This window comes from Rhodophyticola sp. SM2404, assembly GCF_053570515.1.
Genome location: NZ_JBSEDL010000003.1, coordinates 220,856 through 232,887, shown reverse-complemented (window position 1 = coordinate 232,887; position 12,032 = coordinate 220,856). Strand labels below are relative to the sequence as shown.

12 protein-coding genes are annotated in these 12,032 nt (G+C 57.0%); 6 read left to right on the top strand and 6 right to left on the bottom strand.

The annotated features are described in order from the left end of the window. Positions 1-35 precede the first annotated feature (35 nt). Genes ACTYEO_RS06355 through idi form a run of 6 tightly spaced genes read left to right on the top strand, consistent with a single transcriptional unit; the run spans position 36 to position 6,294 of the window. Positions 36-824 carry a cobalamin B12-binding domain-containing protein gene (locus ACTYEO_RS06355; protein WP_449322873.1) on the top strand — a complete coding sequence of 263 codons (789 nt, stop codon included), beginning with the start codon at positions 36-38 and terminating at the stop codon, positions 822-824. A 49-nt stretch (positions 825-873) separates the two neighbouring features. Beyond that, entirely contained in the window at positions 874-2,313 is a 1,440-nt protein-coding gene (gene ppsR / locus ACTYEO_RS06350) for a transcriptional regulator PpsR (RefSeq protein WP_449322872.1), read from the top strand. A 60-nt stretch (positions 2,314-2,373) separates the two neighbouring features. Next, positions 2,374-3,294 carry a chlorophyll synthase ChlG gene (gene chlG, locus ACTYEO_RS06345; protein WP_449322871.1) on the top strand — a complete coding sequence of 307 codons (921 nt, stop codon included), beginning with the start codon at positions 2,374-2,376 and terminating at the stop codon, positions 3,292-3,294. Then, a complete protein-coding gene (locus ACTYEO_RS06340) occupies positions 3,291-4,583 on the top strand; it encodes a BCD family MFS transporter (protein WP_449322870.1) in 1,293 nt (430 codons plus the stop codon). The genes chlG and ACTYEO_RS06340 overlap by 4 nt, the downstream gene beginning before the upstream one ends. Before the next feature lie 2 nt (positions 4,584-4,585). Beyond that, positions 4,586-5,770 (top strand): geranylgeranyl diphosphate reductase, encoded by a 1,185-nt coding sequence (locus tag ACTYEO_RS06335; protein ID WP_449322869.1) that lies wholly within the window; start codon positions 4,586-4,588, stop codon positions 5,768-5,770. Next, the gene (idi, locus tag ACTYEO_RS06330; RefSeq protein WP_449322868.1) at positions 5,767-6,294 is read left to right on the top strand and encodes an isopentenyl-diphosphate Delta-isomerase; all 528 of its coding nucleotides are present in this window, start codon (positions 5,767-5,769) and stop codon (positions 6,292-6,294) included. Before ACTYEO_RS06335 ends, idi begins: the two co-directional genes overlap by 4 nt. Before the next feature lie 37 nt (positions 6,295-6,331). On the opposite strand, the gene dxs is transcribed toward idi, so the two are convergent. The 6 genes from dxs to pufB all read right to left on the bottom strand — a co-directional run bounded on the left by dxs (position 6,332) and on the right by pufB (position 11,883). After that, positions 6,332-8,254: a 1-deoxy-D-xylulose-5-phosphate synthase gene (gene dxs / locus ACTYEO_RS06325; RefSeq protein ID WP_449322867.1), complete on the bottom strand. Its 1,923-nt coding sequence runs from the start codon at positions 8,252-8,254 to the stop codon at positions 6,332-6,334. Between the two features lie 173 nt (positions 8,255-8,427). Beyond that, the gene (gene pufC / locus ACTYEO_RS06320) at positions 8,428-9,561 is read right to left on the bottom strand and encodes a photosynthetic reaction center cytochrome PufC (RefSeq protein WP_449322866.1); all 1,134 of its coding nucleotides are present in this window, start codon (positions 9,559-9,561) and stop codon (positions 8,428-8,430) included. A 1-nt stretch (position 9,562) separates the two neighbouring features. Further along, positions 9,563-10,564: a photosynthetic reaction center subunit M gene (pufM, locus tag ACTYEO_RS06315; RefSeq protein ID WP_449322865.1), complete on the bottom strand. Its 1,002-nt coding sequence runs from the start codon at positions 10,562-10,564 to the stop codon at positions 9,563-9,565. Between the two features lie 3 nt (positions 10,565-10,567). Continuing rightward, positions 10,568-11,428 (bottom strand): photosynthetic reaction center subunit L, encoded by an 861-nt coding sequence (pufL, locus tag ACTYEO_RS06310; protein WP_449322864.1) that lies wholly within the window; start codon positions 11,426-11,428, stop codon positions 10,568-10,570. A 136-nt stretch (positions 11,429-11,564) separates the two neighbouring features. Beyond that, entirely contained in the window at positions 11,565-11,720 is a 156-nt protein-coding gene (gene pufA / locus ACTYEO_RS06305) for a light-harvesting antenna LH1, alpha subunit (protein WP_340253520.1), read from the bottom strand. Between the two features lie 13 nt (positions 11,721-11,733). After that, positions 11,734-11,883, bottom strand: a complete 150-nt coding sequence (pufB, locus tag ACTYEO_RS06300) for a light-harvesting antenna LH1, beta subunit (RefSeq protein ID WP_449322863.1) — start codon at positions 11,881-11,883, stop codon at positions 11,734-11,736. Positions 11,884-12,032: the final 149 nt, after the last annotated feature.

Genomic DNA, 12,032 nt, shown 5'->3' with positions numbered 1-12,032 from the left:
GTAATGCGGGTACGGAACCCTCGGAGGGGTTGCACATGACCTTAGCCGATTACGACCCAACCACTCGCGTTTCTGATACCCATGGCTCCCATATCGCGGCCTTGGCGCGGAAAGCGCTCGAAATACTGGCCAAGGAGAAGACCCTTGCGCCAGGCAGTGTGGCTGAGCATTTGGACAAGTTATGTGACGCGTTTCTCTCGGATGATCCGTCCCTCCGAGAGAAAACCATCCAGCGCATTCTAAGCGAGAATATTTCTTCAACAGAAATCATAGATCACATCATCCCCGCCGCCTCCCGATTGATCGGCGAGCGTTGGGTGAATGACGAGATCGGGTTCGCGGATGTGACGATTGCCACGATGCGGCTCCAAGATGCCGCCCGTTCCCTGATGTCAGAGGGTCCGCAAGGCGTTGTCGACCCGCTTGGAACGGTGCTGTTGATCATTCCCAAAGGCGAGGATCATTCCTTGGGTGCGGTGATTGCGGCCGATCAATTCAAGCGGCACGGTTACGAGGTTGACCTCGTGGTCGGAAAGCACGCGCTTCAGATTTTCGAAATGGTGCGGCAAAATCGTTATTCTCTGGTTGGAATAACGGCAGCAAGGCTTAAAACCCTTGCAGAAATTAAGGTTTTAGTTGAAAGGGTACGTACGGGTGTTCCATGGCGAGTGCCAATCGTAGTTGGCGGGCCAATCGTACTGACCGACATCGATGTGCAAGGTGATACAGGTTCTGACCATGTCGGCTCTGATATCCAGCAAGTTTTAAGTATGTGTAACCTACAGTCAAAAAACAAATTTGGCATTGAGGCAGAAGCAGAATGAGCTTGATTGATCTATATTGTTATTCACTTTTGGGGACGGGATTTCGAGAATGAACAGCCGCGGCGACTTCTGGAGTGAGGCCACTGGCTTTCAAATCGCTCCGAAGCAATTCAGCGACATTGTTGCGACCGCTGCCGATATCGCTCTGGTATTGGACCAGAACGGTATCATTCAGGATGTTCTGGCGAACCCTCTCAACATGACCTTGGGCAAATTCGATCACTGGAAAAATCGGGATGTACGCGATTTTCTAACCATTGATAGCAAGCCAAAGGTTGAAAAGCAGCTGGCACGCCTTTCATCGGGCGAGGTCGATTTCGTCGACGGGATTGAGATCAATCACAGCGATAACGGCGCTTGGGAATTCCCCGTGCGCTACACCTTGCACAAAGCGAATGACGAGAACCTCTTTCTCATGCTTGGCCGCGATATGCGCCCCGTTGCGGAATTGCAGCAGCGTTTGGTCAAGGCGCAGATGGCGCTCGAAAAGGATTACGAGAGCCACCGCGATTACGAGACCCGCTTCCGCGCCGTTATGGAAGCCACGCGTGATGCCTTCATTCTGGTGGATGTAAAATCAGGCCGGATCACCGAGGCGAATACCTCTGCCACTGAATTGCTCGGTGCCGAGTCCGAGGCGCTTAGCGGGCTTTTGGTTGCGCAGGAATTTATCAGCCAGTCGAGCACTGATCTTATTGCGATGCTGGTCGATGGCTCTACCGACCGAGAAGACAAGCCGATTATTGTTGGAACAAAGCGTCTCGGCAGCGATATTGTTGTCTATCCAACCCTGTTCCGCGCAGGTGGCACAAAGACACTATTATGCCGATTAGAGACTGTTGGAAGCTCGGAAGCTGTTGCCAATGAACTGGCTGGCACCCTTTTGTCGATGTTCCGCAACGGGGCGGATGGCATTGCTATCACTGATCCACATGGCGTGATCCGTTCGGCCAATGAAAGCTTCCTGTCCATCTGCGATATCGGTCAGGTTTCCGAGGTTCGTGGCCGTTCGCTGGCCGATTTTTTCGTGCGCGGTGGCGTCGATCTGAAAGTCATGATGGATAATGCATCCCGCTCAGGCCAGATGCGCAATTATTCAACACGGATATCGACGGCTTTCGGCTCCAAGGTCACCGTCGAGATTTCGGTCACCAAGCTGAGCGCGCCAATCGATAACGGGTTTGCCTTCTCGATCCGCGATACCTCGCGGCTTGAGGTTATCCGTGAATCTGGCGCCGCAATCGTTTCAGCTGATGGGCAGCCATCTAATGAAGCCGTTGAGAATGTGGTTGGGCTTGTAGGCTCCGCGCCCTTGAAGGAAATTCTGGCCGCAACAACCGATGTCATTGAGAAGATGTGTATCGAAGCAGCCATTTCCCTGACCAATAATAACCGTGTGGCCGCCGCCGAGATGCTCGGGCTGTCGCGGCAGTCTCTCTATGTGAAACTCCGGAAATACGATATTCTGGATCGGCACGAAGAGAGCTGAAACGATGTAAACCTAAGTTTACACTTGCTCAGACTCATATTGTCATTCTAATCTGACAGTATGAGTGTAACGACCCATGTTCAGACCCATATACCGCCCCGCACCCTACCGGAGCCAAAGGCAGTTCTAACGCTGCTGAAACCCATCACATGGTTCCCGCCGATGTGGGCCTATCTCTGTGGGGTGATTTCCGCAGGCGTTGCGCCTTCGGGGCATTGGCTGGCTTTGGGGCTTGGTGTGATATTGGCAGGCCCCGTTGTTTGCGGGATGAGCCAAGCGGCCAATGATTGGTGCGACCGCCATGTTGATGCGATCAACGAGCCAAATCGCCCGATCCCCTCAGGCCGTATTCCGGGGCGTTGGGGGTTGTGGATTGCCCTGATCATGTCGGCTGGTGCATTGCTGCTGGCGACGGCCCTCGGCCCTTGGGGGTTTGGGGCCACCATCGTAGCGGTTGCTGCGGCTTGGGCCTATTCGATTGAACCGATCCGGCTGAAGCGTTCAGGCTGGTGGGGGCCAGGATTGGTGGGCCTGTCCTATGAAACCTTGCCATGGTTCACGGGGGCCGCTGTTTTATCGGCTGGGGCACCATCTTGGCCTGTTGTGATCATCGCGCTGCTTTATGGCATCGGGGCGCATGGCATCATGACCCTGAATGACTTCAAAGCATTGGAGGGCGACCGCCAGACGGGCGTCAATTCCCTTCCCGTCACCCTCGGCCCCGAACGCGCGGCAAAGCTGGCCTGTTGGGTCATGGCCCTGCCGCAAGTGGCTGTGATCGGCCTGCTGTTTTACTGGGATCGGCCTTGGTTTGCCTTCTTCATCACTGCCGCCCTTATGGCCCAATTCCTTGCCATGACCGTTTTGCTGCGTGATCCGAAAGGCAAAGCCCCATGGTATAACGGCACAGGCATCACGCTCTATGTGTCAGGCATGATGGTTGCGGCCTTTGCGATCCGAAGCTTTGAGGCATGGCCATGACCCTGTCTTGGCTTCAGATTATCCGCATGGGGCTGGTGCAGATGGCGCTTGGCTCCATCGTGGTTCTGACAACATCGACTCTGAACAGATTGATGGTAGTGGAATTGTCCCTGCCCGCCGTTCTTCCTGGCCTATTGGTCGCCCTTCACTACGGCATCCAGATCACGCGGCCACAATGGGGGTATAAATCCGATATGGGCGGGCATCGTACCCGTTGGATTATTGGCGGCATGGCCGTGCTTGCCCTTGGGGGGCTGACAGCCGCCTATGGTGTCTTACTTCTTGAAACCTCTTTCGCCCTAGGCATGGCGGTTTCCATTCTCGCTTATGCCGCGATCGGGTTAGGGGTGGGGGCCTCGGGCACCTCGCTACTGGCCTTGCTGGCCACAGCCACGGCCGAGCACCGCCGACCTGCCGCCGCCACCATCACATGGCTGATGATGATTTTCGGCATCGCCATTACGGCTGGTGTGTCGGGCCAATTCCTTGACCCTTACACGCCGCTACGCCTGATGCAGGTGGTGGCAGTTGTCACAGGCGGTGCTGTTCTTCTGACATCGCTGGCCGTTTGGGGCATCGAGCGGCGCGTGACAGCGCGGCGCGAAGCCGAAGCCATGCCCTTCATGGACGGCCTGCGCGAAGTTTGGGCCGAACCCAAAGCCCGCCGTTTCACCATTTTCGTTTTCCTCAGCATGACCGCCTATTTCATGCAGGAACTGATCCTTGAGCCCTATTCGGGCCTTGTGTTCAATTTCACCCCTGGTCAGTCGACAACCCTGTCAGGCGCGCAAAATGGCGGCGTCTTTCTGGGTATGGTTCTGGTCGGATTGGCAGGTACCGCGCTGCGCTTTGGCACGCTGCGGTCATGGGTCGTGACTGGCTGCATCGGCTCGGCTGCGATGCTGGTTGTAATCTCGGCGCTTGGCCAGATCGGACCATCGGCACCACTTTTGCCAACAGTTGTGGCTTTGGGCTTTTTCAATGGCATGTTCGCCGTTGCGGCCATCGGTTCCATGATGGCGCTTGCCGGCGTGGGGCGCGATGCGCGCGAAGGCACCCGCATGGGACTTTGGGGCGCGGCCCAAGCCATTGCGGCTGGTTTCGGCGGATTGGCAGGTGCAGCCCTTGTTGATCTGGCCCGCATCGGCCTGAGCGATGCCTCTGCCTTCGGCTCCGTCTTTATCTTCGAGGCGGCTCTCTATCTCGCCTCTGCTTTCATGGCCCTCCGCATGATGGAGGGCCGCCCTTCGGCCCAAACGCCAAATGGTGTTCCAGTACCGGGAGAATGACGATGAAATATGATGTAGTTGTTGTGGGTGGAGGCCCTTCTGGGGCCACGGCTGCCGAAGATCTCGCCCGTACTGGCCATAAGGTCGCGCTGATCGACAGGGCGGGGCGGATCAAACCCTGCGGCGGGGCGATCCCGCCTCGTGCCATTCGCGATTTCAACATTCCCGAAGACCAGCTTGTCGCCAAGATCACCACCGCAAGGATGATCTCGCCCACAGGGCGGCGCGTCGATATTCCCATCGAGAATGGCTATGTCGGCATGGTGGATCGGGAACATTTCGATGAATTCCTGCGCTGCCGTGCCGCCGAAGAAGGGGCCGAGCGCCTGACAGGGACCTATCTCAGGATCGAGCGTGATCGCGAGACAGGAACCAATGTAATCTACCGCGACAAAACCAGCGGCGAGGAACGGCGGCTGAACACCGATCTTGTGATCGGCGCTGACGGCGCGCGCTCCAATGTGGCGCGGACCGAGATCAAGGGCGGAGACCGTATTCCTTACGTGATCGCCTATCACGAGATCGTCGAGGCGCCTGGCCCACGCGGCGAATACGACCCTGACCGTTGCGATGTCATCTATGACGGGCGGATCAGCCCCGATTTCTATGGCTGGGTTTTCCCACATGGGAAATCTGCCTCAATCGGGATGGGTTCAATGGTGAAGGATGTTGATCTCAAGAAGGCCACCGCCGATCTGCGCAAAGCCTCGGGGCTTGAGGATTGCACCACAATCCGCCGCGAAGGCGCGCCAATCCCGCTGAAACCTCTGGATAAATGGGATAACGGGCGCGATGTTGTGCTGGCAGGCGATGCGGCAGGTGTTGTTGCCCCCTCATCTGGTGAAGGTATTTTCTATGCCATGCTCGGGGGCCGCGTTGCCGCCACCGCCGCTGCCGCCAAGCTGCAAACAGGCATGATCAAGGACCTGCAACTGGCCCGTAAAATGTTCATGCGCGACCATAAAAGCGTCTTCAAGGTCTTGGGTGCGATGCAGAACGCCTATTACAAATCCGATGATAGACGCGAACGCTTTGTCTCGCTTTGCCATGATGTGGATGTGCAGCGCCTGACCTTCGAGGCTTATATGAACAAAGAGCTTGTGAAAGCCCGCCCGCTTGCACATCTTAAAATCGGCGTTAAGAACCTCGCCCATCTAACAGGGCTGATACCAGCGACACGCGCATGACAGTAATGATCCCAACATGGGTGGATGGCACCCTAACGCCAGTGGAAAAGCTCGAGGCCCATCAAAAGGGTCTCAGGCATAAGGCGATTTCGGTGTTTTTGATGCGTGGCGATCAGGTGCTGCTGCAACAGCGCGCGCTATCAAAATATCACACCCCTGGCCTTTGGGCGAATACCTGCTGCACCCATCCTTATTGGGGCGAGAACGCGCTGGATTGTGCGACGCGGCGCTTGGCTGAGGAGCTTGGGCTGATTGAGGTATCGCTGATCTATAAAGACACCGTCGAATACCGCGCCGATGTCGGCAATGGCCTGATCGAGCATGAGGTGGTTGATATCTTTATCGGTGAACTGGCCGCGGGCCATGAACCCGTTCCCGAACCAAGCGAGGTTATGGATACGATCTGGCATCCTCTTGGCAGCTTGGCTGATGAGGTTTCAGCCCGCCCGAAAAGCTTCACGCCTTGGTTACAGATTTACCTGCGTGAACACGCCGCAAAGATTTTCGGGGAAGCGGCCGTTTAAGCGAAACCACGTGTTAAACGGGCCATCGCCGCGCCAATCAGGCGCGGCTTTTCTGTTCGAACCCTGCAACCGTCACACCAAGCGCGTCCAGCGCGGCATTGGCAATGTCATGGGCAGAGAGACCTGCATCAGCATACATATCGGCGGGGCTGGCCTGATCAATGAAACGGTCGGGCAGGCATAAGGTGCGAATGGCCAAGCCACCATCCAGCTTCCCTGCACGCGCCAGATGGTGAAGGACCATGCCCCCAAATCCAAGCATCGCGCCTTGCTCAACCGTAATCAGTGCTGAATGATCTGCCGCCAAACGCTCGACCAAACCGGTATCAAGGGGTTTGGCAAAACGGGCATCGGCGATGGTGACACTCAATCCTCGCACCTCAAGCTCGCGCGCAGCCTCGGTTGCTTCGATCAGATGCGCCCCGAAAGACAGGATCGCAACATCGCGCCCCTCTTGCAGAACGCGGCCTTTGCCAATCTCAAGAACCTCGCCCTGCTCGGGCATCTCGACACCCGTGCCCTCACCCCTTGGATAGCGCAAGGCGATGGGGCCACTGTCATGGGCAACGCAGGTCGCCATCATATGGACCAGCTCGGCCTCATCAGCGCAGGCCATCACGGTCATATTCGGAAGGGCCGCGAGATAGCCGATATCAAACGCCCCCGCATGGGTCGGGCCATCCGCACCCACAAGGCCCGCACGGTCAATCATAAAGCGGACAGGCAGATTTTGCAGGGCCACATCATGCACGATCTGGTCATAACCTCTTTGCAGAAAACTGGAGTAAATCGCGCAAAACGGCTTGAGGCCACCTGCCGCCATTCCAGCCGCAAAGGTCACGGCATGCTGTTCGGCAATGCCCACATCGAATACACGGGACGGCATCGCTTTTTGCATGACATTCAGCCCCGTCCCACCTGGCATGGCGGCGGTGATACCTACCACTTTGGGGTCGCGCTCGGCCTCGGCCAGCAGCCGCGCGCCAAACACACCCGTATAGCTCGGGGCATTGGCCACCGATTTCTTCTGAATACCCGTTTCAGGGTCAAACTTCGCCACACCATGATAGCAATCATCGGCCCCTTCGGCAGGCGCATAGCCTTTGCCCTTCGCGGTGACCGCATGGATCAGAACAGGCCCTTCGGCACGCGCTTTCGCGCTGCGCAAGACATTGAGGAGTTCTGGCACATTATGCCCGTCAACAGGGCCGATATAGGTAAAGCCCAAATGCTCGAACAAGGTGGCCGAGGCCTGCTGCCCCGTCACCAATTCCCGCGCGCGTTCAGCGCCTGCGCGCAAAGGCTCGGGCAGGAATTCGGCCATGCCGTCAGCGATATCCTTCAAGGCGGCCAAAGGCGAGTTGCTGGACAGATCATTGAGGTAGCGCGACATCGCCCCGACAGGCGGCGCGATGCTCATGTCATTGTCATTGAGGATCACAAAAAGACGGCGGTTCAGATCACCCGCATTATTCAGGGCTTCATAGGCCATGCCCGCACTGATCGAGCCATCGCCGATCACGGCAATTGCATCACCCGTCGCCTCGCCTAATTCATGTGCCATGGCAAAGCCAAGTGCGGCTGAAATACTGGTCGAGGAATGGGCCGCACCGAAGGGGTCATAGGCGCTTTCGGCACGTTTGGTGAAACCGCTCAACCCGTCTTTCTGGCGCAAGGTCCGGATCCGGTCACGGCGGCCCGTTACGATCTTATGGGGATAGCATTGATGCCCCACATCCCAGACCAGCTTGTCATAAGGCGTGTTGAATACCGAATGGATCGCGACGGTCAGTTCCACGACACCAAGGCTGGAGCCAAGATGCCCGCCCGTCTCGGAAACCGCGCTGATGGTTTCGGCGCGCAATTCATCGGCAAGGCGGGTCAATTCCGCATCGCTCATGCGGCGCATATCGGCAGGGCTGTGAACTTTATCAAGCAAAGGGGTGGTCGGTCTGTTCATAATCTGGTCCTCCTCGGCCAGAGAAGAAGATCGCTGCGGCAGGGGGAGAAAACCCGACCGCAGCGCAAGTCACCCACGAGGGGACGTTAGGTGACCTAGGTCTGAAAAAGCGCTCCAAGGGCCGTGGCTGGCACAGCCCTTGAAGAAAGTCATATGGCCAGTGGCCCGACCCATTACTGGAAGGCCGAGTAGTCTGGCTCACCCGAGGTGGTCGCAAGCTCGGGGTAGTTGACGATGACATTCATCCCACGCATCGGGCGTTGCTGCCCTTGGTGACATGTGCGGCAAGCTGCCAATGGAGCATCGCCAAAGACAGGGCCAAGCCGCTCGGGCGGATACACATCTTGCAGTGGAAGAAGATGCTGCTCGATGATCTCCTGAACCATCAAGATACCAAGGCTTGCCGTGGACCACTGCAAGGTCACCTGGCCTGGGTCATAGAAGGCGCGGCTGTTGTGACAGAACACGCAATTCACACCCAGTGAGTTGGCAAAATAGTTCATGAAGGCATAGGTCCGCTCGGTATGCTGGATCAGCGGATCACCGGGCTGTTGCTGCACACGGCTTTCCAGATCATGCACGCCGATACGGGCATAGGAGCCATCCTCTGCGGCGAGAAGATATGTCTCGAGATAGTCAGACGGCAGCGATGTCGAGTTCGAGACCAAGGTCGCGCGGTTCTGGTTTGCAGACCATCCCGCCATGTTCTCGTTCACATCCCCCATCCGGAACCAGATATTATTCGGAACCGGCTGGCCGCGGTGACAGGTGTAGCACACCACACCGACTTCGGCATTTGCGTTGACGTGACCGCCCCATCCTTCATTGATGGATTGGGTCATCTCGATCATCTGACGCGCAACGACCTTGGTATAGAGATCATCCGACCCATAGGTCGAAAGATCGCCGTCACCATGGCAATATACGCAGCCTTCCTCGGGCGCGACCCATTGGGTCATCGCGTTCATCAGCCTGTTGAAATTGGCATCGGTCAGACCGCCGAGAACTTGAACATTCTCGTAGATATCACCCGCCAGCTCTTCACCAGGCTCAGGAACAAAAGGCTCGTCAAAATAGTAATCCGCCACGGTCGGATCACCTGCTGCGAGGGCTGCCTCGAATTCAGGCACACTCATCCCCGTCCCGCGAGGGCCGGTTTGCAGGCTATCCGTTGCGAAAGGCTGACCGAAAGAGACCAGCATTGCCGCCGCGAATACCGCGCCACCTGCGGCCCCCACCAGAATGGCGGGGCCGAAGATATTGGTTGGATTCTTGGTATTCCAGTCGCCGAACCACTTGGGAAACATATCAGTTACCTCCCGCGTCTTGACCGATGAAGCCTTCGTAGGAACCGTAAGCGTCATAGCCATAAGGTTCGAGATAGGTCGGAGCGAAGTTATGCTCTTGTGCCCATATGAACCAGTTATCCACCACAGTGCCGGTCAGCAGGATGCCAATACCGCCTGTGATTGGGGTGAGAACCGCAAACCACCAAGCCCAACGGTGAATCCCTTCCATCGTGGCATTGAACCCCATGGTCCAGCGCCAGAAGAGAGCCGCACGCTCAGAAGCTGTTCCGCGGTCATAGATCTGCTCCAACTCGCGGTCGCCACCAAAGCGGCTGACACCGAGAATGGTCGCAGCGTGCATCGCAAAGAGCAGCACCGAGCCATAGAGGAACACGATCGAGAGACAGTGGAACGGGTTATAGTAAAGGTTGCCGTAGCGGATGGAGAAGGCCGTCGTCCAATCGAGATGCGGGAAGATACCGTAAGGCACCGCCTCGCTCCATTGTCCCATCAGGACAGGACGGAACAGACCCAGCACAAGGAACAACCATATCGCAGACAAGAAAGCCCAAGCGATATGTTTGCCCATCTTATGCTCCACCGCGAGCAGATAGGTTCTGAGCCACCATGACATGACACTCACCAACAAGAAGAAGCTGGCGATGATATACCAACCCCCATCATTGAGCGGTGGCATCGACAGGCCGTATTCAGGGCTGGGTGGCTCAAGCGCCAACCAGAAGAGCTGCCGGATAAATTCCGGAATGCTCCAACCAACCTGCGCCAGCATGTTGAAGCCAACGATGTTGAACCACACCAGACCGGTTGCAAGACTGATCGTGCCCGCCCAACCCAGATAAACCGGGCCAAGCTGCGCGTTACCAACCAGACCTGCCAAGGTCGAGAAACTGGCCTTCTGGGTGCGCTCCGCACTCAGGGTGCCGGCATCATCCATACCCATCTCGGGTTTGCCTTGAACCTGCACCTGCGTGAAGATGTTTTGATATTCAAAGTAAGCCATGGCTCACATCCCTCCCATATTCGAGGCGACGGGGCTTGGATCGGGCCAGATTGGCAGCGTCAGCCACCAGTTCCACCACTCGGGCCAGCCAGACGTCCAGACGGGACCAGAGATGATGATACAGACCGCACTCCAGAAGACCGCATTCAGCGCCAGCAAAAGACCCAGACGGTGGATGCCCAATGTGCCGATCGAATAGCCGATGAGGTCACGGAAGAATGTGTCCTCATGATCAGGGCTCTTGGCTTCCTCACCCTTTTCAGGGTTCGCCGCTGACAGGATCAAACCGCCATGCAGCGCCAGCGCCAGCGTCGTGGTGAAGAAGAAGGTCACCGCGATCATATGCGCAGGGTTGTAGTGGAAATGCAGATAGGCATAGCCCGTATTGGAAACCCAATCGAGATGGCTGAAGATACCGTAAGGAAAGCCATGCCCCCAAGCGCCCATCAAAAGCGGGCGGAAAATCACCAGCGTGACATAGGCGAGAATCGCGAAACTGAAGGCGAAAGGCACGTGATAGCCCATCCCGAGTTTGCGGCAGATTTCCACCTCACGCAGCGCCCAACTTACAAAGGCGCCCGTCGCACAGATCGTAATGATCTGCCATAAACCGCCCTCCATAAGCGGCGCCATACCCAGACCATAGCTCAGGTCAGGGGGCGCGATATTGATCGTCCAGGGGTTGAAATTGCCATCCATGGCAGCCCCCCAAAAAATCAGAATTGTTCCAAGGGCAGCAAAGAAGATTGTCGTAACTCCGAAGAAGCCCACATAGAAAGGCCCCACCCAGAAGTCGAACAGGTCGCCGCCAATTAGCGTCCCTCCGCGGACGCGGTATTTTCGTTCAAAGCTAAGCAAAGCCATGCATCTATCCCCGCGTTTGGCGGCCTATTCGCGAAGCGTTCAGCCGTCAGTTAAGTTCCAATGGCCGCGGGCGGAGGCACGCACCGCCCGCAGCATTCTTTTGCGCTTCAGCACGCCCCGGGGCGTGCCGACACTCTTACATGCCGGCTGCTGCCGCCGCCTCAAACCAGTTGAGACCCGAGCTCAGAACCACCAGGTGGATCATCGCTGCAAGCAAGAAGAGGAAAACGCCCTGAGCCACGAAAACGCGGCGCGGATCAAAGATCAGCCAGATTTTATAAAACTTGGACATATCTTGTTTCCCCTCAGAACCACGGACGCCAGATGTACGTGGCAATATGAGCGAGCAGGGCAATGCCTGCGAAGAGCCAAAGGCCACTCATATAGACCGCGTGCAGCTCTTGCGCCTGCTCGTCGGTAAGACCCGTGAAGGACAGGTCGGTGTTATCAGCCATTAACTTTCCTCCGGAATGTTAGACCGATGCCGCACACCCTGCGGCCGGGCTCCGGCAAGGGTCTCATACCCCGCCGGCATTCCGCCAACTGCCCTGCTGGACATTTGGCGAATTCGGTATCGGCTCCGGTCGTCACGCCGAGGTTTTTA